18 protein-coding genes are annotated in these 25,504 nt (G+C 58.8%); 12 read left to right on the top strand and 6 right to left on the bottom strand.

Going from position 1 to position 25,504, the window contains the following annotated elements:
- Positions 1 to 181: 181 nt before the first annotated feature.
- A complete protein-coding gene (locus tag ACWKV9_RS21945; RefSeq protein WP_483838199.1) occupies positions 182 to 379 on the bottom strand; it encodes a heavy-metal-associated domain-containing protein in 198 nt (65 codons plus the stop codon).
- A 156-nt stretch (positions 380 to 535) separates the two neighbouring features.
- On the opposite strand from ACWKV9_RS21945, the gene ACWKV9_RS21940 reads away from it, so the two are divergent.
- From ACWKV9_RS21940 to cueR, 3 genes are all read left to right on the top strand, one after another.
- Positions 536 to 916 carry a hypothetical protein gene (locus ACWKV9_RS21940; RefSeq protein WP_483838198.1) on the top strand — a complete coding sequence of 127 codons (381 nt, stop codon included), beginning with the start codon at positions 536 to 538 and terminating at the stop codon, positions 914 to 916.
- Positions 917 to 991: 75 nt separating this feature from the next.
- Positions 992 to 3,190 (top strand): heavy metal translocating P-type ATPase, encoded by a 2,199-nt coding sequence (locus ACWKV9_RS21935; protein ID WP_483838197.1) that lies wholly within the window; start codon positions 992 to 994, stop codon positions 3,188 to 3,190.
- Entirely contained in the window at positions 3,187 to 3,591 is a 405-nt protein-coding gene (gene cueR, locus ACWKV9_RS21930; RefSeq protein ID WP_483838196.1) for a Cu(I)-responsive transcriptional regulator, read from the top strand. Before ACWKV9_RS21935 ends, cueR begins: the two co-directional genes overlap by 4 nt.
- A 193-nt stretch (positions 3,592 to 3,784) precedes the next feature.
- Here the strand turns inward: cueR and ACWKV9_RS21925 are convergent, their stop codons facing one another.
- The 3 genes from ACWKV9_RS21925 to ACWKV9_RS21915 form a co-directional block, all read right to left on the bottom strand.
- Positions 3,785 to 4,678 carry a PA4780 family RIO1-like protein kinase gene (locus tag ACWKV9_RS21925; protein WP_483838195.1) on the bottom strand — a complete coding sequence of 298 codons (894 nt, stop codon included), beginning with the start codon at positions 4,676 to 4,678 and terminating at the stop codon, positions 3,785 to 3,787.
- 298 nt (positions 4,679 to 4,976) lie between these two features.
- Positions 4,977 to 7,253 (bottom strand): autotransporter outer membrane beta-barrel domain-containing protein, encoded by a 2,277-nt coding sequence (locus ACWKV9_RS21920; protein WP_483838194.1) that lies wholly within the window; start codon positions 7,251 to 7,253, stop codon positions 4,977 to 4,979.
- A gap of 215 nt (positions 7,254 to 7,468) precedes the next feature.
- Positions 7,469 to 9,970 (bottom strand): autotransporter outer membrane beta-barrel domain-containing protein, encoded by a 2,502-nt coding sequence (locus tag ACWKV9_RS21915; protein ID WP_483838193.1) that lies wholly within the window; start codon positions 9,968 to 9,970, stop codon positions 7,469 to 7,471.
- Positions 9,971 to 10,502: 532 nt separating this feature from the next.
- Between ACWKV9_RS21915 and ACWKV9_RS21910 the strand changes: the two genes are divergently transcribed.
- Together ACWKV9_RS21910 and ACWKV9_RS21905 are read left to right on the top strand one after the other, a co-directional pair.
- On the top strand, positions 10,503 to 12,539 hold the full coding sequence (locus tag ACWKV9_RS21910) for a hypothetical protein (RefSeq protein WP_483838192.1): 2,037 nt from the start codon (positions 10,503 to 10,505) through the stop codon (positions 12,537 to 12,539).
- Positions 12,540 to 12,659: 120 nt separating this feature from the next.
- Complete coding sequence (locus tag ACWKV9_RS21905) at positions 12,660 to 15,737, top strand: hypothetical protein (protein ID WP_483838191.1); 3,078 nt, start codon at positions 12,660 to 12,662, stop codon at positions 15,735 to 15,737.
- 223 nt (positions 15,738 to 15,960) lie between these two features.
- Here the strand turns inward: ACWKV9_RS21905 and ACWKV9_RS21900 are convergent, their stop codons facing one another.
- The gene (locus tag ACWKV9_RS21900) at positions 15,961 to 16,767 is read right to left on the bottom strand and encodes an AraC family transcriptional regulator (protein WP_483838190.1); all 807 of its coding nucleotides are present in this window, start codon (positions 16,765 to 16,767) and stop codon (positions 15,961 to 15,963) included.
- 97 nt (positions 16,768 to 16,864) lie between these two features.
- Here ACWKV9_RS21900 and ACWKV9_RS21895 point away from each other — a divergent pair, with 97 nt between their 5' ends.
- Positions 16,865 to 17,893, top strand: coding sequence for a bile acid:sodium symporter family protein (locus ACWKV9_RS21895; RefSeq protein ID WP_483838189.1), 1,029 nt, complete (start codon positions 16,865 to 16,867; stop codon positions 17,891 to 17,893).
- Positions 17,894 to 19,094: 1,201 nt separating this feature from the next.
- Here the strand turns inward: ACWKV9_RS21895 and ACWKV9_RS21890 are convergent.
- A complete protein-coding gene (locus ACWKV9_RS21890) occupies positions 19,095 to 20,372 on the bottom strand; it encodes an acetyl-CoA C-acetyltransferase (protein WP_483838188.1) in 1,278 nt (425 codons plus the stop codon).
- Positions 20,373 to 20,490: 118 nt separating this feature from the next.
- On the opposite strand from ACWKV9_RS21890, the gene ACWKV9_RS21885 reads away from it, so the two are divergent.
- The 6 genes from ACWKV9_RS21885 (at position 20,491) to ACWKV9_RS21860 (ending at position 25,370) form a co-directional block, all read left to right on the top strand.
- Complete coding sequence (locus ACWKV9_RS21885) at positions 20,491 to 21,846, top strand: 3-oxoacyl-ACP reductase (protein WP_483838187.1); 1,356 nt, start codon at positions 20,491 to 20,493, stop codon at positions 21,844 to 21,846.
- 108 nt (positions 21,847 to 21,954) lie between these two features.
- On the top strand, positions 21,955 to 22,812 hold the full coding sequence (locus ACWKV9_RS21880; RefSeq protein ID WP_483838186.1) for a MaoC family dehydratase: 858 nt from the start codon (positions 21,955 to 21,957) through the stop codon (positions 22,810 to 22,812).
- 166 nt (positions 22,813 to 22,978) lie between these two features.
- The gene (locus tag ACWKV9_RS21875; protein ID WP_483838185.1) at positions 22,979 to 23,284 is read left to right on the top strand and encodes a nucleotide pyrophosphohydrolase; all 306 of its coding nucleotides are present in this window, start codon (positions 22,979 to 22,981) and stop codon (positions 23,282 to 23,284) included.
- The gene (locus ACWKV9_RS21870) at positions 23,281 to 24,030 is read left to right on the top strand and encodes a methyltransferase domain-containing protein (RefSeq protein WP_483838184.1); all 750 of its coding nucleotides are present in this window, start codon (positions 23,281 to 23,283) and stop codon (positions 24,028 to 24,030) included. Before ACWKV9_RS21875 ends, ACWKV9_RS21870 begins: the two co-directional genes overlap by 4 nt.
- Positions 24,031 to 24,161: 131 nt before the next feature.
- Positions 24,162 to 24,785, top strand: a complete 624-nt coding sequence (locus tag ACWKV9_RS21865) for a DUF4136 domain-containing protein (RefSeq protein WP_483838183.1) — start codon at positions 24,162 to 24,164, stop codon at positions 24,783 to 24,785.
- Between the two features lie 18 nt (positions 24,786 to 24,803).
- Positions 24,804 to 25,370: a DUF4136 domain-containing protein gene (locus ACWKV9_RS21860; protein WP_483838182.1), complete on the top strand. Its 567-nt coding sequence runs from the start codon at positions 24,804 to 24,806 to the stop codon at positions 25,368 to 25,370.
- Positions 25,371 to 25,504 lie beyond the last annotated feature (134 nt).

The following is a 25,504-nucleotide window of genomic DNA, read 5'->3' as shown; positions in this document are numbered from 1 at the left end:
CCTGACCAGCCTACAAAAACGTAAAGGATGTCCCCGGTTTGAAACGTAAAGGATGTGTCCGTTTCTACACCGCGAAGACTTACTCATTGGCGATGGAGATATACCGATTGTGCCGACCCCTTCGCGGACAGGTCCGCTCCCACATGGGATTTTTATCAGCCCGGAAAATCCCGGTGCAAACTCACGCGAGTTTCGCGCTGTAGCCTTCCTCTTCAATCAAACCAACAAGCCGGTCAGTGGCCAACACGCTCTGCACGCTGACTTCACCTTTGGCCAGATCAATCTGCACCTCGGCACTGGGATCGTCCGCTTTAATGGCATTGGTCACCGCTTTGACACAGTGCTGGCAGGTCATGCCTTGAACGTTGAAAGTCTGCATATTGCGACTCCTTTATCGAGAAAACGGCGTTTGATGTCGTGATCTTTGACCTTGCCACCACGGCAAGGTCAAGTTTTGGTTTGTTCTGCCGGGCTGGTAATCGATTTATTGGTGAGCGAAAGTGCAGCCATCAACGTCACATCTGGAGAATCAGCCATGCGCGGGTCAGCCCTTCGCCTTTTCAGCTTCCTTGGCCTGTCGGCTTGCGCATCCTGGGCTCAGGCCGATCAGGATTACGGCGTGCTGATTATTTCCCGCGAACGGCTCGAAGTCGCGAGCCCCTGCGAAATCGGCATTTTCATGCAGGATCAATTGGTCGGCCGCCTTTTTCAGGAGCAATCGACTTCCTTCAACTTGCCGACCGGAGACGTTTCGGTGCGTTTGCGGGTATTGCCGACCCAGACGCCAGGCTGCTCGCCAGGGATCGAGGCGCAGAACAATTCGCGCATCCACATCAATGCCGGTGACGTGCTCAAATTCCGTATCGCCTCGGGGCCCAACGGGATGTACCTGAAAAAGGCCGAGCTCAATTACTAATTAGATCGCGACTTGACCTTGCCCGCGTGGCAAGGTTGATCCTTGCTGGCATTCGCCCCCAAGGAGCGCTGTCTCATGAGCCATCCCGCCACGTTCGATCTGCCTATCACCGGCATGACCTGCGCCAGTTGCGCTGGCCGTGTGGAACGTGCGCTGCGCAAGGTGCCCGGCGTGACAAGCGCCAGCGTGAACCTTGCCAACGAACGCGCTCACATTGAAGTCGCTGACCCCATCGACCCGCAAAGCCTGATCGCCGCCGTTGACAAAGCCGGCTACGGCGCCAGCCTGGTGCAGGACCCCGCGCTCCAGGCGGTCAATCAGCAGCGACGTCATATTTCTGAACGTTGGGCGCTGCTGGCGGCCATTGCTCTGGCGCTGCCCTTGATAATCCCCATGTTGCTGACGCCGTTAGGTATTCACTGGATGCTGCCAAGCTGGGCGCAATTTGCCTTGGCGACGCCGGTGCAGTTCATCCTCGGCGCGCGCTTTTATGTGGCGGCCTGGAAAGCCGTGCGCGCAGGCGCAGGCAACATGGATTTGCTCGTCGCCCTTGGCACCAGCGCCGGTTATGGCTTGAGCGTTTATCAATGGGCGATGGCCGCGCCGGACACGATGCCGCACTTGTATTTCGAAGCCTCGGCGGTGGTCATCGCCTTGGTGCTGTTGGGCAAATACTTGGAGAGCAGTGCCACGCAACAGACCGCGAGCGCCATTCGCGCCCTCGAAGCACTGCGCCCGGAGCGCGCGATTCAGGTAGTCGACGGTCAGGAGCGTGAAGTCGCGATCAGCGCACTCGCGTTGAACGACCTGGTTTTGGTCAAACCGGGCGAGCGCTTTGCGGTGGATGGCGAAGTGGTCGAGGGTCAAAGCCATGCCGACGAGGCGCTGATCAGCGGCGAAAGCCTGCCGGTGCCCAAACAACCGGGAGATAAAGTCACGGGCGGCGCGATCAATGGTGAAGGTCGGCTGCTGATCAAAACCTTGGCACTGGGTAGCGAAAGCGTGCTGGCGCGGATCATTCGTTTGGTCGAAGACGCGCAATCGGCCAAGGCGCCGATTCAAAAGCTGGTGGATAAAGTCAGCCAGGTATTTGTCCCGGTGGTGGTAGGCGTCGCTCTGCTCACTTTGATTGGCTGGCTGCTGGCGGGGGTTTCGCTGGAGACCGCGCTGATCAATGCCGTCACGGTGCTGGTCATCGCCTGCCCCTGCGCGCTGGGGCTGGCGACGCCGACTGCGATCATGGCCGGCACCGGCGTCGCGGCGCGTCACGGCATCTTGATCAAGGATGCCGAAGTGCTGGAGCGCGCCCATCAGGTGACAGCCGTAGTGTTTGACAAGACCGGCACCCTGACGTCCGGTACGCCGCGCATTGCGCACATGGTCGCCGTGGACGGCAATCAAACCACTCTGCTGCAGAACGCGGGCGCCCTTCAGCGCGGCAGTGAGCATCCACTGGCGCAGGCCGTGCTGGATGCCTGCCGGGAGCGCGGCCTGACGCTGGACAACATTCAGAACAGCGGATCGCTCGCCGGACGCGGGATCGCCGGGACACTTAACTCGGTTGAGCTGGCGCTGGGTAATCGTCGATTGCTTGAAGAATCCGGCTTGCTGCCGGGCACGTTGGAGCAGACCGCCCAGAGCTGGGAAGCCGAGGGCCGCACGTTGTCCTGGCTGATCGCATTGGGCTCGCATCCTTCGGTATTGGGATTGTTCGCCTTCGGTGACACGCTTAAACCCGGTGCGGCTGAAGCAGTCAAACAGCTGACGGCCCGACACATCAGCAGCCATTTGTTGACCGGTGATAATCAGGGCAGCGCCAGGATGGTGGCTGATGCGCTGGGCATAAAAGATGTACATGCCCAAGTGCTACCCGCCGACAAGGCAGCGGCGGTGATGAAACTGAAGGAGTCGGGCGTCGTCGCAATGGTGGGCGATGGCATCAATGATGCGCCCGCGCTGGCCGCCGCTGATATTGGCATCGCGATGGGCGGTGGCACCGACGTAGCCATGCACGCGTCGGGCATAACGTTGATGCGCGGTGACCCGCGATTGGTCCCCGCAGCGCTGGATATCAGCAGTCGGACCTACGCAAAAATCCGCCAAAACCTATTCTGGGCGTTCGTTTATAACCTGATCGGGATTCCGCTGGCGGCGTTTGGCGTGCTCAACCCGGTACTAGCGGGGGCGGCGATGGCCCTGTCCAGCGTCTGCGTGGTGAGCAACGCGCTGCTGCTCAAAACCTGGAAACCCGTCATTGAAGGGGACGCGCAATGAATATTGGCCAAGCCGCCAAATCCAGTGGCCTGAGCGCAAAGATGATTCGCTATTACGAATCCATCAATTTGCTCCCGGCTGCGCACCGCACCGAGGCGGGTTACAGGCTGTATCGCCAGGATGACCTGCACACGCTGGCGTTCATCAAGCGCTCGCGGGATCTAGGGTTTTCGCTGGAGGAGGTCGGCAAGCTGCTGACGCTGTGGCAGGACAGAGGCCGGGCGAGCGCCGATGTCAAATCCCTCGCCCGCCAACACGTTGACGAGCTGAATCAGAAAATCATCGAGATGACCGCACTGCGCGATACGTTAAATGAGCTGGTTGAGCATTGTCAGGGCAATGATCGACCGGACTGCCCGATCCTCAAGGATCTGGAGTCGGGTGGGTGTCGTGATGTTTAGAGTCAGGGCCGCTGCGCGGTCGAGCGCGACCCCGGCCCATAGTCGGCAAGCCTGACTCCTACGCCCTCCGGGCAGGAGCAGCGTCGTGCCTGACACACCGTGGCGCCTCGCCAACAAGTTGGCTCCTACAGACCGGCGCAAGCATCGCTTCAACAAAAAACCGGCCTGAGCCGGTTTTTTTGTCATACCCCGATCACTGCATCCAGGGCGGAGGCGGCTCTTCGGTTTTGTTCGGTGGCGCGTCATCCGCGGCACGCACTGCCTGACGACGGTCTTCGTCCAGCCGTGCTGCTTCGATTTCGCGCAACACGCCGCCAACATCGGCGAGATCTTCCGGCTCGTCGAACTCACCGGTCAACACTGTCGCAGGCGATAGCGTGCCGGCTTCGTAGTACGACCACATTTCTTTGGCGAAACGCGTGGCTTTGAGCTCCGGCGCAAAACGGCCGAAATACGACGCCATGTTGCCCACGTCACGCTCCAGCATGCTGAACGCGTGGTTGTTGCCCGCTGCATCCACCGCCTGAGGCAGGTCAATGATCACCGGACCAGTCGGCGTGAGCAGCACGTTGAACTCAGACAAGTCACCGTGCACCAGACCGGTACACAACATCAGCACGATCTGCTGAATCAGGAACGCGTGATACTCACGTGCCTGATCCGGCTCCAGCGTCACGTCATTCAGGCGTGGCGCTGCATCGCCGTATTCATCGGCCACCAATTCCATCAGCAGCACGCCTTCGAGAAAGTCGTACGGCTTGGGCACGCGCACACCGGCGCTTGCCAGACGGAACAGCGCCGCCACTTCGGCGTTCTGCCACGCGTCTTCGGTTTCTTTGCGTCCGAACTTCGAGCCCTTGGCCATCGCGCGAGCCTGACGGCTGTTGCGCACCTTTCGGCCCTCCTGGTACTCCGCTGCCTGACGGAAACTACGTTTATTCGCCTCCTTGTAAACCTTGGCACACCGCAGCTCGTTGCCACAGCGCACCACATAAACAGCTGCCTCTTTACCACTCATGAGCGGGCGCAGCACCTCGTCGACCAGACCGTCTTCGATCAGGGGTTCAATGCGTTTAGGAGTCTTCATCAGCTTTTATTGGGGGTCCTTCGTTGCCAAACACGCGAATGTTGCTCGTTATACGGCAATCCTCTGCCAGCGAGTAGGGGGTAGGTCGATTGAGTGCCGCACGGCTGTCGCCCCTGACTTGTTAAAGCAGCTTTTGTGCCGTTGGCAGCATAGATGAAGCGGGGTTGTTCATCGCCGTAGCACCGGTCGGAAGATTCCCCACCAGAACGGGCAAGCACGACGGCCCAACCATCAACCTGCGCACATGAAAAAGGGGCCATTTTGGCCCCTGATTCACACAGTCATGAACAGCATCGCGTTACCAGTTGTAGCGCAACCCGACGTTCACACCCCAAGGCTGCTCGATATTGTTGCCCTTCATGTAATCGAAGTCCGCATGCAGTTGCAGCTTCTCCGTTACCTGAGCCGCAATACCCGCACCCAATTCGGCGCGTGTGCCGGACAGGTCATTGTTGAAACGATTGCCGTTAATGCTCACCTGGTTGCTGGTGACAAATTCATGTGCCGCTGCGACTTTCACGTACGGCTGCACGAAACCGCCGTCTTTGAGCGCGAATTTGCGACCAACGCTGGTGCCCACCTTGCCTAGCAGCGAATCAGCCTTGTTGCTGCTCGCCTCCATGCCGTTGTCCAGGTGGTAATCCTGGCCGCTGACCCACAAGCCAGTCACCTGAGCGTAGGGTTCAACGAACCACTCTTCGTTCAGCTTGATGTGCTTGCCTGCTTCCACCGACGCACCAACACCGTGGTTGGTGTACTTGCCCTTGGACTTCTGGCCGTCACGCATCACGACGTCGGACGAGTTCTGAAACCGGTTGGCCTTGATCAGCGCATCCACATAGAACCCGTCTTCCGCCAGCCAAGTGCTGTAAGCACCGACGTAGTAGCTGTCGACCGCGCCCGTGGTGCCTTCTTTGAGGTCCAGATCCGACTTGCTGTAACCGCCCATCAAACCAACCAGCCATTGGCCGCTGCTGGTTTTCATCGGTGCATCGGCACCGAAGGAAATGCCCTGCTGCTGTTGCGAATAGGCAACATCCGCGCCTGCCGACATGTTGAATTTGTTGCCATAAGCGCGCATCCAGCCACCGCCCTCGGCCTGACCGTTACGCACTTCGCCCATGCGGCTGCGCAGTGTGGTGGTTTCGCCGTACCACACAGTCGGGGCCGCGCTGAACAAGCCAATGACCGAGCGCGATGCAGCGGACACTTCCTCAGTTTGCACCAGCGACCAGTCGGCGCCGCCCGTGGTGTTTTCCTGCTGCTGCAGCTCGTAAGCGAAAGTGCCGAAATCGACCTTTTCACCTACCAGAGAAAACTGCGCATCGCCGCTTGCGGTATGCACAACCTGCTGAGGAGCTGCACCTTGAAGCGGATCGACACCGGTGTTTTGCACCAGTAACTGATGGGCGCCGGTGGCACTGCCCGTGACATTGAGAAAATCGCCAGTCTGGGCTGCCAGATCAGTCCCAAGCGCAAAGGTACCTGCGCCGGACAGCTCTTCAACGTTCAGCGTGTGGAAACCTTCCGATGTGCCACGCAAGTCAACCGAACCGCCGTTAAGGCCAAGTTTGCCGACAGTCGAGTCGCCCTCCATTACCCAGGCAGAGGTGCCATCGATATTCAGGCTGGTTGCGTTAGTGATGGTGCCTGTGAGGCTGGCGTTATTGGCGAGCGAAAGGTTGGCGATCGAATCATCGCTGACCAGCACATCACCAATGAGCTGACTGTTGGTCACGTTGAACGCAGCAGTGGCTGCTCGTTCAACTTCCAGAATCACGCCGTTGCCGCCGGTCAGGGTCGAGCCGTTGGCGATGTTGATCGTGGTGCTGGTGCCCATCCCGCGGAAGTCGCTCACCAATATGGCGCTGCCGTTGATGCCTACAACTTCTGACTGATCAAGGGTGAAGGTAGAGATTGCGTGCTCCGGCTTATCGTTGTCACTTTCGATGACCACGCCATTGTTGGCGCCGGTGATGACGCTTTGCATCATGACGTCGGCCGAACCGCCGAACATCGCCAGGCCTACCCCGCCTGCAACGCTCCCGTTTGCATCCAGGCCATCTTGCCCTTCAACGGTTGTGCCTTGCAGCGTGATCCGGCTGCCTTGAGCCATATTGATGCCCCGACCAACACCGGACACCTCGCTGTTACGCACGATGGCGCTGGAGCCTTCTCCCCCACCCACATCACCATCATTGCCTTCGAGTGAAATCCCGAAGCTTTTTTGACCCGCGTTACTGCTCGAGTTATGACCAAGGATGACGGCGTTATCAACGACAGCCTCACTGTTGGCCAGGCGCAGGCCCGAAAACCCTGGTACTGCGCTGATCGTTCCCCCGCTGATTTCGACCACTGAACCATTGATGGCCGTAATCTGCCGACTTCTGGCGTCGGTGGTAATCACCAGTCTGGCGTTATCCAGCTCCCAACTAGAGGGTGGAGTCGAGGCATCGACAAGTTGGGTATCGCCTGGCAGCACGGCCTGTGCGAGGGCTTGACTGCTTAAGCTGACTGCAGCGAGCACGGCGAGGGAAATCAGCGAACGAGCAAAATAAACAGAGCGGGGAAGCATTAAATAGCACCTTTTGGTAGCGCACTTGAGTGCGCGTTTAACCGGGGGCGCTATTTGATAGAAACGGACTACAGATATCCCTCAGACCAATCCCCAACTTGTGTAGGGCATTTCCGATAATGCACAAGTTAATTCCGCATCTGGCGTAAGCGCGGAACTATATTAAGTGTAACGTGGCTGAAACAGACGGCAACGTAGGCGTCTAGCCCGGTGATTTACCACGTGTAACGCAAACCGATACTCAAGCCCCATGGCTGCTCAATGCTGTCGCCATTGCTGTAATCGACGTCGGCATGCAGTTGCAAAACATCGGTCAACTGTGCCGCAACACCCACGCCCACTTCACCGCGCGTACCTGACAAGTCATCGCTGAACGTGGTGCTGTTGACCTTTACCTTGTTGCTCCTGACAAATTCCTGCGCCACGGCGACTTTGACGTAGGGCTGAACGAAGCCGCCTTTGTCCAACGGGTAGGTGCGCCCGACATGGGTACCGATTTTCCCCAGCAGCGAGTCCGCATGATTGCTTTTCGCCTCCAGCCCGTTGTTGAGCCTGTAGTCTTCGCCGGAAACCCATAGCGTTGAGATCTGCGCGTAAGGCTCGACAAACCAGTTGTCCGCCAGCTTGATGTGCTTGCCGCCTTCAACAGAGGCGCCCACGCCATACGTGTTGTAATCGCCTTTGGCTTTGACGCCATCACTCATCAACACATCGGCCTTGTTTTGAAAGCGGTTGGCTTTGATTACCGCATCGATGTAATAGCCAGAGTCCGAAAGCCACGTGCTGTAGGCGCCCAGGTAATAACTGTCGACGCTGCCGGATGTGCCACGCTTCAAATCCAGGTCAGAGCGGCTATACCCGCCCAACAACCCCACCAACCATTGCCCGTCATTCGCAGGCAGCGGCGTGTCCACCCCCAACGTGATCCCTTGCTGATTTTGCTGATAGCTGACCTGATCGGCAGCCGAGACGTCGTAACGGGTACCAAATGCCCGAGCCCACGGGCCGCCCTGAGTCTGTCCGTTGCGCAATTCGCCCATGCGACTGCGCAGCGTGGTCAGTTCGCCGTACCAGACGGTCGGAGCGGCGCTGAATAAACCGATTACAGCCTTGGTACTCGGAGTGATGACTGGGTCGCCACCTCCACCTGGCTCGCCAGGCCCGGGCTCACCAGTACCCGGATCATCAGGGTTGCCCGGCTCACCGGGGTTCCCCGGTTCATCTGGGTTGCCTGGCTCATCAGGGTTGCCCGGCTCGCCCGGATCAACAACGCCGCCCTCCCGCGCCTGCTCCAAAAACCAGTCCGTGCCGCGTTTGACCAACCGATATTGAAACGTGCCGGCATCTACAGCTCCGCCTGGCACAGCAAAGACCGCATCGCCGCTGCCGGTGTGTACCACCTGTTGCGCGTGATCCTCTTCAATCGGATCAACGCCGGTGTTCTGAACGAGCAACGTGTGAGCGCCCGCGGCACTGCCCATGACATTGACCAGATCACTCAAATGCCCGGCCAGGTCAGTCCCCAGCGCAAATGAGCCACTTCCGGACAACGCGCCTAGCGTCAACGTACGAAAACCGCTATTACCCCCGCGCAGGTTCACCACGCCGCCGTTCATTGCCAGGCTGCCGACATTGGAGTCGTTCACCATATTCCAGCGCGAAGTGCCGTCGACCGTCATGGTTTGCGCATTGGTCACAGTCCCCGTCAGTAACCCGGTATTACTCAACGCAATGGATGCGGGGCTCGCGGCGTCCTGCACCACATCGCCCGTCATGGTGCTTTCATCAATGTTCAGGCTGGTGATGTTGGTCATGTTGCCGGTCACCGCCGCAAGCCTGCGCAGCGTGATGTTGGCCGTAGACCCCGTAACCACCTGCACATTGCCCGTCAATGCGCTGTCGTCGACGGTGAAATCAACCGTCGAGGGCAGTGCCGTAGGCGCTTGACCCACTTCAAGCATCACGCCATTGGCGCCGGTCAGTGTGGAGCCGTTTTGCACCACGATGGTTGCGGTCGGTGAGGAGGACGCAACTACCGGCCCAACCAGAATCGCACTGCCCAGCGACCCAGTGATCGAGCTACTGTCCAAAGTCAATTGTGAAGGCCCGGTCAAAGCCGCCGACGTACTGATCACAACGCCTCGGTTATTGCCTGTGACCGTGGAGCCCTGAAGGCTCACGGATGCTCCGATCATCGCAACACCCACCCCGTCACCCAGGATTCCACCTTGGCCCGAGCCCCGGGCACTGACCTGTGAATTGCTCATGGTCAGCGTGCTGCCGCTTACCGAAACACCCCGCCCAACCCCTGAAATCGAAGTTCCGGACACCGTTGCCGACGACGCGGCTACATCACGCAACTCATCCACACTCATCCCGATGTCAGTCGCCGAGGTGATAGTCGAATTGCTGATAGTTGCCGAGCTGGCTCGCAGGTTGACCCCTCGCGGAGTATCGGGCCCGGCAGACACGCCCCGGACAGTGGCGCCATCAAAAGTCAGAGTTGCCCCAGTATTGGTCAGTATCCCCAACGTCCGCGCACCAGGGGTGGTCGTAAGCGTCGCACCGTCGACGGTCCAGCCGCTGGTGGGAGTGGAGGCGTCTACCGTCGCCGATTGGCCGGGCGTCAACGTCACGGCCCATGAAGCGGGCGCTAAAAAGACAAATGTCGCGGCCCCGATAATGTGCGAGAAGGTTGAACTGTAAGAAGTGTTCATCGTTTACCGTCCCTGGTTTTAATGCAGCCAGTCCATGATTGCTTCATTACGTAAGCGGCCACCCAGGCTCGACTTATTTCCGATGCGTGCTGCCCCGCCGATGAGTGACCACGTTTGAGTTACAACGATTCGAAATTTAAAGTGCGGCTTAAATTGCCTTGCCGCTATAAAAAGAAAGACCAAAGACGTACATCCGTCAAGCTACTGGCCCACGCAATTTCATGTCATCGCCAATCACGATAATAAGGGAAACACATAAACTTATTGATTATAGAAAATACCTTATCGCGATAACCTATATCGCGAAATAACATAAGCAATTTTCAGAACCTTTCGAAATCAACTATCAAACAAATCAAAATATCAAAAATATAAACAACTGATTTGATGACGATTTTTCAACACCAGCATTTTTGTCACGCCATTCTCAACGGCGCATGACCCTTTCCACCGCAAGCACGCTGCGAATATTAGGCCAATAATCATCTTTCCACTTGAGCGCTTAATCAACTTGAGCAATAGGGATATCGCCATGACTGTCTTTTCAAAAACTTCTAACGAAAAAAAATGGATGAGTGCGACACAAGGCATCGGCATACGAGCATTAAATCCTGCCGTAGTCGTAGGCGTGCCTGCACATGGGGTGGTACCTGTCAGCATGCTAACCGACCCACTTGTGCCGCTGGTTGTGCAGATCACCAGAACCCCGGAGATGGAAGACGGTGACAGTATTCAGTTGCACTGGAATAACGACGTCATCGGCGAGGGCTTTGGAGAGATCATCGACGTACTACCCACCGACCCGCCTGCCAAAGTCTATGAGTTGGAAATCCCCGTATCCTTCATCCCAGCGTTATATGGATTCAGCACAAACCTGCTTGACTATGAAGTGGGGGACATTTACACCGGGTCAAGCATTATGGCCGGCCTGCCCGTACCAGTAACCTTCGACCGCCTGACCCCCGGCGGCCTCGACGCACCGGGGGCGCTGCTCTTTACTGACGAACAAGCCCACGAAATCACCCTGAGCGATCTGGTGAACAACCAACTCCCGGTCGAGGCGGCTGCCTGGGACGACATGCGCGTGGGGGACATCCTGACGCCCTGGCTTGGGACTTCAACTGCTGAAGCGTCAGGCAGTTATCTGGCGCCTATGCCCGCTGTCGTCGCTGCAGACTTGCACCACAAGTTTCCGGTGAAGTTCGAACTTGCAGACATGATGGCGCTGGGAAATGTCGTTCAGTATTTCGGCTACAAACTGGAAGATCTGGCGGGTAATGTTTCATTACTGTCAGTACCCATCCATGCCAGCGTCCTGCTGACCGCGCCCCCCGGCAATTTGACCGCACCTAACGTACCGGCCAACGATGACGGTGTCGTAAGCGACGCAGATGTCCGGCCTACACCGGTCGTCGTGGAGATCCCACGGTACGACAACGCCGCAGTCGGAGACTGGATCACCGTGGTGTGGGGCACCATCGAAATGCCAGCTGTTCAGCTCAATGCATCCCACTTCCCGGACCCCACCGACCCTGCTTCGGTGCTAATCAGCATTTCACTGCCTTACACCGAAGTGGCCCGTGGTCCAGTTACGGCCCCCGCACTCCAAGTCACCTACAAAGTACGCGTAGGAACCATCGAGGCCGGGACCTCAGCAGCTGCGACCATCAACGTCGATCTTTCGACACCAGGAGGCACTCCCGACCCAGACCCGACCACGCCATGGCATGAAGACCTCGCCTTACCCACGCTGATCAGCGGCGGCGGCGAAACGGACGTCATCTCACCCGTCGACTTCGACAAGGACGCCGTAATCAACATTCCGCGGCTGGGCGCAAGCAGCAATCAGCCCATATGGGCATCCGGCGATGAACTCACGGTGACGTACAACACAACCGAACTCACCATGGTTCCCATCACCGGCAGCAACGTGGGCAATGATCCGCTTGTGGTTCCACTGCCGCGCGCAACGATTAGTCTCGTAGGACCAGGCGTGTTCGGCGTGACCTATCGAATCCGGCGCGCATTAACACCGCCTTTGACCCCGCCGCAATTTAGCACTGCTAACTCGGCCCCCAAATCAGTGACGGTACGCTCTTCGACCGAATACCCGAATAACGGCGAGCCACTGCGAGTGGTCGCGTTCCCGGAAGCCAAAGTCGTTCAGGGCAACAGGTACATCCAGCGCAGGGAAGGCCGGGATGGCACGCCGGTTCGCGTCGACGTCACCTATCCCAACGTTGTCGGAGGTCAGGCGACGCTGGATCTGCGATTCGTAGGGCTGACAGGCTTCAATAACGAGGCCGGCGCCGAATTAGCGGATACGGAGTTTCTTGTCACTGCTCAGCCGATTTCCGCTGCGGACGTGACGAGAGGCTGGATCGAAATCGAAATTCCGGCAGAAATTCTCCTGAAAATCTGCAACAGGAACGGCTCCAAAACTACCCATAGCATCACCAATAGCTCCGGCCCCACTAATAGCCTGGAGACGTTCATGAACATCGCGGTTGAACACAAGGACCCGAACTTCGCCTGCATTTTCCCGGTTCCACCAGGCGAGACGCTGTAGCCCTGAAGGGGGGACAGATTTTTTTACGGTGAGGCGCTGTAAATAAAGTCAGTTCCCTCTTGCCCCCCTCTACGCACCCGAAGCAGCCCATAGGCACGCCAATTTTCAAGGAAGAACAACATGACCATCAAAAGAGTTGCATCAACTGATCAACCTGCCCGTTCCGACATCGGCATCGAACAAAGCCAACTTCCCGAGCTGGTCATCCCGGTCATCGACCAGGGCGGACATGGCGGCATCGGGCACGATGATTTAAACGATCCCGAACAACCGCTGGTGCTGATTGCCTACGTGGCCCCGCCTTTTCTCGCCGGTGACTGGTGCGAGTTGTTCTGGGGCGAAGGCAATGTGGTGCAGGGTTTTCCCATCACGCCGGAGCATTTTGAGAACCGGGTCATTGGTTTTAGCGTGTTGCCCAGTCTCATCGTCCGTCCCAATGAACCGATCTACACCACCGAGGTGTATTACCGCCTGTATGACAGTTTCTCGGACAGCGATGTGTTCAGCGCCAGGCGCACCGTACTGGTGAAAAATACCGTACCCGGCGACCCGGACCCCGACAACACCACCCCCTATCTGAATGAACGCCTGCTGGCGCCCGTCGGCGTACCGGCCACCATCAGCGTGCCGATCAATCCGGTCACCCTGACCATCGCGCCTTGGGCCTATATTCACAACGATGACCAATTGACCGTTCACTGGGGCAAAACCGGCAATACCGTGACGCAGCCCGTGGGCGGGCTCGCCCAGCCACAAACCGTGGTCGTCCCGGCGGCCATCATCGAGCAAGGCGGTGACAGCACAAATCTGCGGGTCAACTACAGCATTCGTGACCTGGCGGGTAACTGGTCGTTGTATTCCGAAGCGGCCATCACCAATTCTGAAATCGATCCATCGCGCCCTCATGCGCCCCGCGTCCTGCTCAATAACCGGCCTGTGAGCCAGATCGATCTGGATGCGACGGGGGCCAAAGTCGTCACCGTGGCCATTGCGGCGTATGTCACACCCGAGATTGCCCTGGGCGACGAAATCACCCTGTACTGGGCCGGTGAAACCGCCGATGGCATTCCGCTGGTACCGACGCTGCCACCTCTGCTGGTGGACGATCCGGGCTTTCCACCGATTTTCGACATCCCGGACGACGCCGTCACTGGCATCGCCAACGGCTTCGCGACGGTGTCCTATGAGGTCAAACCGGCGAGTGGCGGCCCGCTGCGGATGTCACGCAGCATTGTGGTCACCGTGATCCGCGAACAGATCGAGCAACTGGCCGCGCCGGTATTTGTCGGCGCCTCCGGTGGCGCCATCGACCCCGAAGCCGTGCCCGCAGACGGCGCCTCGGTGCAGATCGCCGCCTACGTCGGCAAGCAGTTTGGCGACATCATTTACCTGCTGTGGGAAGGCACCGATTCGATTGGCAACCCAGTGGTCTATGCCGACGAGCACAGCGTTTCAAGGGGCGAAGAGACCAGTGCTTTTGTCTTCACCGTGCCAAAAAGCGAAGTGGATCGCCTGGTCAACGGCTCCCTGAAACTGAGTTACCACGTCAAGTTCTTCAACGGCCCGGACCTGGGCTCGCAAAGCGTCACCTATCGCGTGGGCGGTGCAGTGCAATTGCCCAAACCCAACGTGGACTTCGCCGAGCTGGATGACAGCTTCGACCCCGACCTTCACCCCACCACCACCGTGCGCATCAATGGCGCAGCGGCCGCGTTGAAAACAGGCGATGAGGTAATGATTTATTGGGTGGGCACGCCTGGGGCTGGCAGCAGCACGAGCGATCAGTTGGTGGGCGTTGCGAATCAAAACCTGAACTGGCCGATCAGCGGTGCATTGGTCACAGCCAATCGCGACACCACCGTCAGAGTGCGCTACACCGTGACACGTCAGGCGGGGGGATCGGAGCAGTCGGAAATCCGGGATTTGCTGATCAAAACAGCAGCGGCAGCGACCTATCCTGCCCCGACGGTAAGAGAAGCGCCAACCGGCGTCCTCGATCCAATGGACGCACTGGCGGGCGCCACCTTGACCGTGGCCTACAACGACATGGCGATTACCGACGTCATCGCGCCGATCTGGAACGGCCAGAATGCACTTGTGGACTGGAAACCGGGAAGTGCCAGTAAATCCGTGGACTTCCTGTACTCACCTTCCGTCCTGGCCGCATCGCTGGGGCAATCGTTTGACGTGAGTTATGGCGTAATCCGCGGGGCTACGGTGCTGACGTCGGACGTGTTGCGTTTAACCGTGTCGCCGATCCCCGACAGCGAACTGGCGAAATCCAAACCTGTGGTCACAGAAGCCGTGGACGGGGTGCTGGATTTGACCACATTCGAAGGCAACGCCCATGTGTTCGTGCCGATATGGCCGTTGGCGGCGGTGGGGCAAACGGTTTGGTTGACGGTCATCGGACCTAATGGTGTGCCGACGCTGAAGTTGTTGGAGGCATATCCAATGACGGCGGTGGATGTTGCGAATGGGATTGGGCGGGAGATAACGCGGGCGACGTTGGAGGCGTTTGTTGATGAGAGTCAGATGATGGTGGTGTGTAAGGTTGGGTTTGGTGGGGGAGCTGATGAGGCGGGGGCGATTGTGTTTCCAGCTTTGCGCTTGACGGTGGCCGCTGACGCACCTTTGAGCATAGATACTTCACCGATGGTGCTCGACGGCCTTTATGTCGCCGCCAGCCTCCGCGAAACCGGCAATCTACCCCCGGGCTGCAAAGCGACAAGAGCGGCTAGGGGCGGAAGACCGCCATACGTTTATAGTGTTAGCCCCACTTATGTGGCAGTGGTTGATAGCGCAGGGAACGTCGAAAAACGTAGCAACGGTAATGCAGTTATTACGGTCCGAGATGCAAATGGAGCCACCGTTAGCTATCCACTAGTGGTTTCAAATATCAAAGCTGTCGTGGTTATTCATGGTGGTACTTGGGATTACACCAGGGCTCTTGCTCAAATGGCAGAATATGAGGGCGAACCTTTTACACAAGCGGCATTTGAAAATATGAAGATCACTTACCAGCAACCTTTTGACTGGTCAGCTGCTTTTTCAGGGTTCAACTGGCAAGAGCCCGCATGGGCCTGCACTCTAGCTGACTGTGGCGGTGTAAACACCGCTTTAGTCTTCAACCCTCAAAACAATTCATTCTTTTGTGAAAACCGAAGTGCCCGGTATATAACAGTGTTTATGATTTAGTGATGCGCGGTAGACGTAAGGGGACGGATTTATTAACCGCAAAGGGCAGTAATAAATCGGTCCCCCTTAAGTCTGCGTTATTCGGTGCAATAGGGAACGTAAGCTTCGCGGGCGAGCCTCGCTCCAACGGGTTTGTGTTTTAAGCGCGCTGTTTTGAATGTCCTTAGATATTTACCGATCATTTGGGAACACCGGGAAAATCTCAGATTCTCTAAAACAGGCTCTAGTCACGAAACAACTCTCCCGGTGTATGTCCAAACAATCCTTTGAATGCCGCGATGAACGCGGACGTCGAGTCGTAACCGCTGGCGAGCGCGGTGTGAGTCACGCTTGCGCCCTCCTCCAGCGCGTTGAGGGATGACAGCAAACGCGCACGTTGCCGCCAACCGCGAAAGCTCAAGCCGGTTTCGCGCTGGAACAGGCGCATCAGCGTTTTCTCGGACATGCTCAGGTGTGCGGCCCAGTCTGTCAGGGTGATGGGCTGGCCCGGCTGCTCGATCAATTCATTGCACAGCGCGAGCAACCGAGGATGGCGCGGCAGCGGGAGCGAAAATCCTACTTCAGGGAGGCGCGCCAGTTGGTCGAGCAGCACCCGGACGAGCCGCGCCTCGCTGCAGTCCGCTTGTGAATAATCCGGGGGCATCTGGCAAAAAGTCTTGATCAGCTCGCGGGCCAAAGGCGTGACTTCCAGCACCCGGCAGCGGTCCGGCGCCCACTCGCAATCCTCTTTGCGCACGTACAGGCTGCGCATCTCGGCGCGGGTAGAAGTGACGACTTCATGATCCAGCCCCGCCGGAATCCAAACGCCCCACTGCGGCGGCGCAAAAAAACTGCCGTGGGAAGTGTGTACGCCGAGCACCCCGCTGATGGCGTAAGAAAACTGCACCCAGTCGTGGCGATGCGTCGGTGTCCATGAGCCTGCACTGAGGCTTTCCGCGCGCGCATAAACCGGGCGCGGGAGGTCGATCAGCGTCGGGATCTGACGCTCGGCGTCTGATCGGCGGGTTGGAAAGTGTCCGTTAGTCGGCATGAGTTGGCCTTGTGTCGCAAGACGGCAGTTTACGGCTGCGGTAGTCTACGAGACATCAAATTTTACAAATCCGTCTTCTGCAAGAGCGAGCGCTTCTATGCACGTACTCAAACACCTCAAACGCGTCGTTACGGACTGGTTCCTGCTGGGAATGCTGGTGGCGACGTTGCTGGCGTATTTCATTCCATCATTTGGCGCAACCGGCGGCGGGATGCATGCCGAGATCGTGATTAACGTCGGCGTGTTTCTGGTGTTTTTCCTGCACGGGGTGAACCTGTCCAGCGAGCAGATCAAGCATGGTTTGAAGAACTGGAAACTGCACATCATGGTGCAGCTGTTCACCTTTCTGGTGTTCCCGGTCTTGTGGGTTATCAGTAACAAACTCCTGGGCTCCCACGTTCCGGCGCTGTTGATGCTGGGGTTTTTGTACCTGTGCGCGTTGCCGTCGACGATTTCCTCTTCTGTTGCGCTGACCGGTAGCGCTGGCGGCAACGTGCCTGCGGCCATTCTCAACGCCAGCATGTCCAGCGTGTTCGGGATTTTCATGACGCCGTGGCTGGTGAGCCTGGTGGTTGGCACAGGTTCGGGCGGGATTGATCTGGGTTCGACGCTGCTGGATCTGTGCATCATGTTGCTGCTGCCGCTGGTACTGGGCCAGTTGCTGCGCCCGCTGTTAGGGAAGTTTTTCGCGCGGCACAAGAAGTACACCAACCTGATCGATAAGATTGTGATTTTGCTGCTGGTGTATGCGGCGTTCTGTAATTCGATGGTCTCTGGGATGTGGCAGACCCAAGGCGATACGGTGATTTTGATCGCCTTCATCGGCAGCGCGGTGCTGTTGGCGGTGATTCTGTTGATGACGACCAGCACGGCGAAACTGCTGAAATTCAATCACGCCGATAAAGTGGCCGCGGTGTTCTGCGCCAGCAAAAAGTCACTGGCGGCAGGCGCACCGATGGCCGCACTGATCTTCGGCGACAACCCTGGGTTGGGGCTGATTCTGCTGCCGATCATGATCTACCACCCGTTGCAGTTGATTGTGTGTTCCGTGATGGCCGAGGCCTATGCGAGCAAGCACAAGCAGCAGTTGTCCAAAGAAGCGATTGAGGATGCGCAGGCGGCGTAACGCCGCAGTTGGAGCGCCTGATCTTGTTGGAGCTAGGCTTGCCCGCGAAGCTGTGACCTCGCTACTTCTGACACTACGCTGGACTGTTGGAGCCGAGCTTGCTCGCGAAGCTGTGACCCCGGTGTGTCTGGTTCCACCGAGGTGTTTGATTTCAGGGCCGCTGCGCACCCCATCGCTGGCAAGCCAAGCTCCTACGCCCTTCGGCCAGAATCAGAACGGTGATCGCCTGAAACACCGCATCGTCAGCTTCGCGGGCAAGCCTCGCGCCAACTAAAAGTCAGAGCGCTTCTGCCGAAGGCGTAGGAGTCTGGCTTGCCGACGATCTGCCGGGCACCGGCAGCAAAACATATGCATGCGGTATGTCTGATTCACCCGAGGTACTTGATTTCAGGGCCGCTGCGCACCCCATCGCTGGCAAGCCAAGCTCCTACGGCCTCCGGCCAGAATCAGAACGGTGATCGCGCCGAAACACCGCATTGTCAGCTTCGCGGGCAAGCCTCGCTCCTACGGCCTTCGGCCAGAATCAAAAGCCACCTATCACTGATCGGTCATTGATAGGGCATGAAACCGGTGGGAGCGGACCTGTCCGCGAAGACTGAGCGTCAGACGCCAGAGGTGTATTTGCGGGACTGCCTCCTTCGCGGACAGGTCCGCCCCCACGGGTCAAACACAGGTGCCACGACCTCCGGCCAGAATCAGAACGGTGATCGCGCCGAAACACCGCATTGTCAGCTTCGCGGGCAAGCCTCGCTCCTACGGCCTTCGGCCAGAATCAAAAGCCACCTATCACTGATCGGTCATTGATAGGGCATGAAACCGGTGGGAGCGGACCTGTCCGCGAAGACTGAGCGTCAGACGCCAGAGGTGTATTTGCGGGACTGCCTCCTTCGCGGACAGGTCCGCCCCCACGGGTCAAACACAGGTGCCACGACCTCCGGCCAGAATCAGAACGGTGATCGCGCCGAAACACCGCATCGCCAGCTTCGCGGGCAAGCCTCGCTTCTACGGCCTTCGGCCAGAATCAAAAGCCAACTATCGCTGATTGATCATTGAGGGGGCATGAAACCGGTGGGAGCGGACACCGCGAAGACTGAGCGTCAGACGCCAGTGATGTATTGGCGGTACCGCCCTTTTCGCGGACAGGTCCGCTCCCACGGCTCAAACACTGGTGCCACGACCTCCGGCCAGAATCACAACATTGTCACCGCTCAATTATCGCCGTTACACCCTGCCCGCCTGCCGCGCAGATCGAGATCAGTCCACGCCCCTGCCCCGCCACGCTCAGCAGTTTCGCCAGGTTGGCGACGATGCGCCCTCCTGTGGCGGCAAACGGGTGACCGGCCGCCAATGAGCTGCCTTTGACGTTGAGTTTGCTGCGATCGATCGAGCCCAGCGGCGCATCAAGCCCGAGCCGGGTTTTGCAGTACTCCGGGTCTTCCCAGGCCTTCAACGTACACAACACTTGCGCGGCAAACGCTTCGTGAATCTCGTAATAATCGAAGTCTTGCAGAGTCAATCCATTGCGCGCCAGCAAGCGTGGCACGGCGTAGACCGGGGCCATCAGCAGACCTTCGGCGCCATGCACAAAATCCACCGCCGCCGCCTCCCCGTCACGCAGATACGCCAGCACCGGCAAGCCATGCTCTTGCGCCCACTCTTCGCTTGCCAGTAACACCAATGACGCGCCATCCGTCAGCGGCGTCGAATTGCCTGCCGTCAGCGTGCCCTTGGCGCTGCGCTCGTAGGCGGGCTTGAGCGACGCCAGCTTTTCAAGGCTCGCATCAACACGCAAGTTGTTGTCTCGCGTCAGGCCGCGATAAGGGGTCAGCAGGTCGTCATGCCAGCCCTCGGCGTAGGCGGCGGCCATCTTCTGATGACTCTCCAGCGCCAGTTGGTCCTGCGCCTCGCGGGGGATCTGCCAGGTCTGCGCCATCAGCTCGCAATGCTGCCCCATGGACAACCCCGTACGCGGCTCGCCATTGCGTGGGAGTTCGGGTTTGAGGTTGTGCGGGCGCAATTGCAGCAGCGCTTTCATCTTGTCGGCGGGGGTTTTGCTGCGATTGACCTGAAGCAGGATTTGTCGCAGGTCTTCGTTGACGCCGATCGGCGCGTCAGAGGTGGTATCAACGCCGCCAGCAATGCCGCATTCGATCTGGCCCAACGCGATTTTGTTAGCCACCAAAAGCGCCGCTTCAAGCCCCGTGCCGCATGCCTGCTGGATGTCGTACGCCGGAGTTTGTGGCGACAGCCGCGAGCCAAGCACGCATTCGCGGGTCAGATTGAAATCCCGCGAATGCTTGAGCACCGCGCCCGCCGCCACTTCGCCAATGCGCAGCCCGTGCAGATTGAAACGCTCGATCAAGCCTTCGAGCGCTGCGGTCAGCATCTCCTGATTGCTGGCCGTGGCGTACGGGCCATTAGAGCGGGCGAACGGGATGCGATTACCGCCAATGATGGCGACGCGGCGTGGCTGATTCATCGAAATCTCCCTTGGGTAAAAGGCACAGGTCTTATAGGAATGCATAGCGGACAGCGTAGGACTTATTACCACCCCCTGTGGTCCACTGATTTGAACCCCGACTCGAGGAGAGTGTTCCATGGCATCTGATCGCTACATTGACTTCGCCAATTCGGACATTGGTCGCCGACTGGTTGGAGCGGTCGGGCTACCGGCGCCAGCAAGACTGGAACGCTGGCAGGCCGGGCGCATGCGGCCTGTCGAAGGCTCGTTGCTGATTAGTTCGGGGCCGTTGGCCGATCAAGTGCGTGGATTTGCGCCGCGCATTACCGACCTGCTGTTCAGCTTTGGTGGCGATGTGGCAGGGGACAATCCTTGGGTGGAAGGTCAGGGGCCGAAACTCAAAGCGGTGGTGTTCGACGCCAGCACCCTGACGCGCACCGAACACCTGTCGCAGCTACGCGCCTTCTTTCAGCCGATTCTGCGCAGTCTGGATGCCAGTGCTCACATCGTCATACTTGGCAGAGCGCCAGGGACATTGAGCGATCCACTGTCGGCTAGCACCCAGCAGGCGATTGAGGGATTCACCCGTTCGCTGGCCAAGGAACTGCGCAACGGCGCGACCGCGCAGTTAGTGCAGATCGACGACGGTGCCGAACCTCAACTGGAAGGCGCGCTGAGATTCTTTTTGTCGCCCAAAAGCGCTTACATCTCGGGCCAGGTCATTCGCCTGAGCCCCTATGGCGAAACGGTGCAGGACTGGAGCCGCCCACTTGCCGGCCGCAAGGCCTTGGTCACCGGTGCCGCACGCGGGATTGGCGCTTCGATTGCCGAAACCCTCGCCCGTGACGGCGCAGAAGTGGTGCTGCTGGACGTGCCGCAAGCCAAATCCGATCTCGAAGCACTGGCCGCTCGGCTTGGCGGTCAGGCGTTGGTGCTGGACATCTGCGCCCCCGATGCTGCCGCGCAATTGAGCGAACACCTGCCCGGCGGCCTCGACATCGTGGTCCACAACGCTGGTATCACCCGCGACAAAACCTTGGCCAACATGACTGCCGATTTCTGGGATTCGGTGCTCAACGTCAACCTCAACGCGCCACAGGTGTTGACCCAGGCGCTGCTGGACAACGGCACTCTGCATGACAATGCCCGCGTGATTTTGATGGCCTCGATCAGCGGCCTGGCGGGTAATCGTGGGCAGACCAATTACACCACCAGCAAAGCTGGTTTGATCGGCTTGGCCCGCGCCATGGCACCGTCGTTGAAAGATCGCGGCATCACGATTAATGCCGTCGCGCCGGGCTTCATCGAAACCAAGATGACTGCCGACATGCCGTTTGCTATCCGTGAAGCCGGTCGCCGTTTGAGCTCGCTGGGCCAAGGCGGTTTGCCACAGGACGTCGCAGAAGCTGTGGCCTGGCTCAGTCAACCAGGCAGTGGCTCGGTCAGCGGGCAAGTACTGCGGGTATGTGGACAAAGCGTCATCGGCGCTTGAGCGACAGCCATCGGCAAGCGCGCTCCCTGTAGGAGCTGACGAGCAACGCGAGGCTGCGAAGCGGTCCACCTGACTCACCGCGCCCCGACAAACAACAGGAGAACCGCAATGACCGCACATTGGCGTTATCTGGACACCCCACCGGCATTGCCGGGCCTGTTCATGCAAGCGGCCCTGCGGCGCAAGGTCACGGGCTCGCATTTACCCGAGCAAGGCCTGCGTTGCTGGGTGTCAATGGACCCGCACAAGGTCGCGGCCTTCCGCAAAGTGTGCGGCTTCGTCACCAGCAGCCTGTTGCCTCCCACCTACCCTCATGTGCTGGCATTTCCGCTGCAAATGAAATTGCTGACCGACAAGGAATTTCCTTTTCCGTTGCTGGGGTTGGTGCACCTGGCTAATCGCATCAGCATTCGTCGTCCGCTGGGCGGGGTAATCAAGGCGCAAGTCAGTGTGCGTGTCGATCATCTCAAGCCCCACGCCAAAGGCGCGACGTTCAGTCTCATCACGCAGATCGAAGACGCACTGGGCCTGTTGTGGGAAGAAGAAAGCACGATGCTCTGTCGCGGCGTGCAGCTTGAAGGTGAAATCAAAAGCAGCTTCGAGCCCGGGCCGATGGCCATGAGCGAACTGGCAACCTGGTACGCACCGGCCGACATCGGGCGTCAGTACGCGAAGGTTAGCGGTGACTACAACCCGATTCACTTGAGCGATGTCAGCGCCAAACTGTTTGGCTTTCCCACGGCCATTGCCCATGGGCTGTGGATAGAAAGTCGCACCCTCGCAGCACTGGACGATCATTTGCCGGACTCCAACGTCGACATTCTGGTGGAGTTCCAAAAGCCGGTGCGCTTGCCAAGTGAAGTGACTTTGTCCGCCAGCGCGGCAGGGTCACACGGTCAGCTTAAAGTCGAAGGCAGGGACGGGATTGTGCACATGGTTGGGAGTTGGCAGCCATCCAGTGAGTAACTTGGACTTGTAGGAGCGCGCTTGCCCGCGATAGCAACAGTACATCCAACAGAAATCCATTGTTCAAACGGACATATCGCGGGCAAGCGCTCCTGCAGTTGATCGCTTTGAATCCCTTGCTTCCGCTCTGCATCCCCTTGAAGCTACGCACCTTCAGGAGACGCCCATGAACCTCGACGAACTCACTCAACGCCTGCACCGCATCCGCGATAACAATGACTGGCGCCAATTCCACAGCCCGAAAAACCTGGCCATGGCTGCCAGCGTGGAGATGGCCGAACTGGTGGAAATCTTCCAGTGGAAAACCGAAGACCAGTCCCGCCAATTGCCGCCCGATGAGCTGGCCCATGCCGGCCAGGAAATAGGCGATGTCGTTTTATATCTGCTGCTGATGTGCAGCGAACTGGGCCTGGACATGAACGAAGTGGTCAGCGCCAAACTGGCTGACAGCGAACGCAGGTTCAGCAAATGAGCGATCGCCATTTCGACCTGTTGGCCACGCGCTTCGCTGAAAAAATCTACGGCGGCGCCAAGGGTGCTATTCGTCTGGCGGTGTTGCAGGCTGATCTAACCGAAAGCCTTCCGGACCGCCCCTTGCGAGTGCTGGACATCGGCGCAGGGCTTGGGCACATGTCGTTGTGGCTGGCCGAGCACGGGCATCAGGTCACGCTGGCGGAACCCGCCGAGCCGATGCTTGAGGGCGCCCGCCAGCGTTTTGCCGACGCCGGACAGACCGCCACTTTCATTCAGGCGCCGTGGCAGGCATTGCCCGACATCCTGACCGAACGCTACGACCTGGTGATCTGCCACGCGGTGCTTGAATGGCTTGAGGAACCGTTCACGATTCTGCCGGTTTTGCGTCAATTGACCGAGGACGATGGCTGGTTATCTCTGGCGTTTTACAACCGCGACGCGCTGATTTACCGAAACCTGCTCAAAGGCCATTTCCGAAAAATGCGCCGCAACACCATGGCGGGAGAGAAGCAAAGCCTGACCCCGCAACAACCCCTTGATCCCCGCGAATTAGCGGCGCAACTTGAAGCCCTATGGCGAGTCGAAACCCAAAGTGGCGTCAGGGTTTTTCACGATTACATGCCGGTCGAGTTTCAGGCCAAAGCCGAGCTGGCCGACCTGCTGGAAATGGAGTTGTCACACCGCCGCCACCCAGCGTTTGCCGGATTGGGACGTTACTTGCACTGGATGTGCCGACCAAAGTGAGACCGGTGATCTGTAGGAGCCAACTTGTTGGCGAGACATCCTTCAGAAAGATTCAGTGTTTGGCTCGCCAACAAGTTGGCTCCTACAGATTGGGGTCAACCAACGGAAAGAGGCTACTCGCGGAGACCATCATGAAACGCCGCCTCGCTGTGCTGACGCTCTGCCTGAGCATTGCTGCCTGCCAGAGCAACAACCCTTATGTCGCCAGCTCCGCACAGCTGCCGGCGGCGCCACCTGCAGCTGCAAACACGCTGGACATGAGCGCATACCCGGCGCCGACGCGTGACTACGGCCGTTATCGGAACTGGACGTGGCTCAACGGCCAATTGCCACCCGGCACGGCGTGGGCAGATTCGGCGCAGGTCGCCGAAGCTGTCAGCAACGGGCTGGATCAACGTGGCCTGCGGCCTTCTTCGAACCCGCAAGCGGCGGATCTTCGAGTGGCGGCCAGCACCCGAATGGAAACCCGCATCCGCCAGGAGCGTGATGATTACTACGATCCTTACTACGGCGGCGTGGGTGGCGGTTATTACAACGGATATCGCAACGGCTATGGCGGTTACGCCAGCGTGCCGATTGTGCGTACCTATCAAGTCCAGGTGGTCGTGGTTCAAATCAGTCTGTTCGACGGCCGCAGCGGTCAGCCTGTCTGGAGCGCCAGCGCGGAAACGGGCAGCGGCGGCGATCAGTCAGACCGTGCCAAAGCGTTGCGTCAGGCGGTGCAAAGCGCCCTGGCCGCCTATCCTCCTTCGTAATCGTTTTGGAGCGCCATCATGTTCCGCTGCCTCGCTGTAATGTGTTTCGCCGTGTTGCTCAGCGCCTGCCAGACAGATCGCGTCAATCGTGATTTCGACGCTCAGCGCGATTTTGGTGGATATCGAACCTGGGCCTGGAAAGAGCCTGCCCTGCAATATCAGCCCAACGACCCGCGCATCAAAAGCGACCTGACCGAGCAGCGCATCAGACAGTCAGTTGCAGAGCAACTTGATCAGCGTGGATTGCGCATGGCCGCGTCCGGAGTCAAAGCCGACGTCCAGGTGCAGACCTGGTTGATCGTCGAGGACAAGCAGCAACTGGTCAGCACCAACTATGGCGGCGGTGGTTACTGGGGCAATCCGTGGGGCGGCTATTGGGGCGGCCCGGTCGGCACCGAAACCCGCAGCGTGGATTACAAGGTGTCGACCCTGCAGATCGACATGCTCGACGGCAAAGACGGCAAGTTGGTCTGGCGCGGCAGTACCGAACAGGTCGTAAACGACAAGTCCGCCAACCCGGCCGCCAGGGAGTTGGCCTTACGCCAGACCGTCGCCAAAATCCTCCAGCAATATCCACCGCGTTGACCCAGGACACCATGGCTTTTGATTCTGGCCGAAGGCGGTGGGGACGTGCATGGCTTCTGATTCTGGCCGGAGGCCGTAGGGTCGTGCATGGCTTTTGATTCTGGCCGGAGGCCGTAGGAGTCCAGCTTGCTGAC

The sequence above is a fragment of the Pseudomonas corni genome, from assembly GCF_057128765.1.
Note: the sequence above shows the minus strand (reverse complement) of the source record. Positions and strands in the feature narration are given on the sequence as shown.

Coding starts and splice junctions, on each gene's coding strand:
- ACWKV9_RS21885 (WP_483838187.1), top strand. CDS start 20,491: ATGGCATCTGATCGCTACATTGACTTCGCCAATTCGGACATTGGTCGC.
- ACWKV9_RS21875 (WP_483838185.1), top strand. CDS start 22,979: ATGAACCTCGACGAACTCACTCAACGCCTGCACCGCATCCGCGATAAC.
- ACWKV9_RS21865 (WP_483838183.1), top strand. CDS start 24,162: ATGAAACGCCGCCTCGCTGTGCTGACGCTCTGCCTGAGCATTGCTGCC.
- ACWKV9_RS21925 (WP_483838195.1), bottom strand. CDS start 4,678: ATGAAGACTCCTAAACGCATTGAACCCCTGATCGAAGACGGTCTGGTC.
- ACWKV9_RS21910 (WP_483838192.1), top strand. CDS start 10,503: ATGACTGTCTTTTCAAAAACTTCTAACGAAAAAAAATGGATGAGTGCG.
- ACWKV9_RS21890 (WP_483838188.1), bottom strand. CDS start 20,372: ATGAATCAGCCACGCCGCGTCGCCATCATTGGCGGTAATCGCATCCCG.
- ACWKV9_RS21940 (WP_483838198.1), top strand. CDS start 536: ATGCGCGGGTCAGCCCTTCGCCTTTTCAGCTTCCTTGGCCTGTCGGCT.
- cueR (WP_483838196.1), top strand. CDS start 3,187: ATGAATATTGGCCAAGCCGCCAAATCCAGTGGCCTGAGCGCAAAGATG.
- ACWKV9_RS21915 (WP_483838193.1), bottom strand. CDS start 9,970: ATGAACACTTCTTACAGTTCAACCTTCTCGCACATTATCGGGGCCGCG.
- ACWKV9_RS21920 (WP_483838194.1), bottom strand. CDS start 7,253: ATGCTTCCCCGCTCTGTTTATTTTGCTCGTTCGCTGATTTCCCTCGCC.
- ACWKV9_RS21935 (WP_483838197.1), top strand. CDS start 992: ATGAGCCATCCCGCCACGTTCGATCTGCCTATCACCGGCATGACCTGC.
- ACWKV9_RS21880 (WP_483838186.1), top strand. CDS start 21,955: ATGACCGCACATTGGCGTTATCTGGACACCCCACCGGCATTGCCGGGC.
- ACWKV9_RS21895 (WP_483838189.1), top strand. CDS start 16,865: ATGCACGTACTCAAACACCTCAAACGCGTCGTTACGGACTGGTTCCTG.
- ACWKV9_RS21900 (WP_483838190.1), bottom strand. CDS start 16,767: ATGCCGACTAACGGACACTTTCCAACCCGCCGATCAGACGCCGAGCGT.
- ACWKV9_RS21860 (WP_483838182.1), top strand. CDS start 24,804: ATGTTCCGCTGCCTCGCTGTAATGTGTTTCGCCGTGTTGCTCAGCGCC.
- ACWKV9_RS21870 (WP_483838184.1), top strand. CDS start 23,281: ATGAGCGATCGCCATTTCGACCTGTTGGCCACGCGCTTCGCTGAAAAA.
- ACWKV9_RS21945 (WP_483838199.1), bottom strand. CDS start 379: ATGCAGACTTTCAACGTTCAAGGCATGACCTGCCAGCACTGTGTCAAA.
- ACWKV9_RS21905 (WP_483838191.1), top strand. CDS start 12,660: ATGACCATCAAAAGAGTTGCATCAACTGATCAACCTGCCCGTTCCGAC.